Consider the following 478-nt stretch of genomic DNA (forward strand, 5'->3'; position numbering starts at 1 on the left):
AAATCAAGAGCCTTCTTCAAGCTTGCGCTTGTCAGAAGGACTTCTCGTCCTTTCTGGTGCTTCGTGTTTCTCTCACGTTGTTTAATTTACAAGGTACACGCTCTTGCCAGCTATTCAGGCTGACGTGCTATTTATTTTAGCACTTTCGTTTTCGCTTGTCAAGAACTTTTTTCAAGTTTTTTCAGAACTTTTTCAGCTCCGAGCCACCTGATTTATTCTCTTCCAAGCTCGTTCGTGCCTTCCGGCGCGAACTCATTTAGTTTACCATGCGCTTTCAAGTTTGTCAAGCACTTTTTTCATTGACGATCAAACTTTTTTCGACCCAGAGGTCTTGCGCAGCAAAAAGCAGACAGTGTATGCTGTCTGCTTTTTGTGTTGGCGTTACCTATCTTCCCGGTCCGTCTCCAGACAAGTATTTTCGGCGCAGGTGAGCTTAACTTCCGTGTTCGGGATGGGAACGGGTGGACCCTCACCGCAA

General features: G+C 45.8%; 1 rRNA gene. It reads right to left on the minus strand.

The features are described 5' to 3' along the window. Positions 1-373: 373 nt before the first annotated feature. Positions 374-478 (minus strand): 5S ribosomal RNA (gene rrf / locus ACTNB1_RS14890); the annotation flags it as partial.

Source organism: Flavonifractor sp. HCP28S3_F3, assembly GCF_052065355.1.
Taxonomy (GTDB): domain Bacteria; phylum Bacillota; class Clostridia; order Oscillospirales; family Oscillospiraceae; genus Flavonifractor.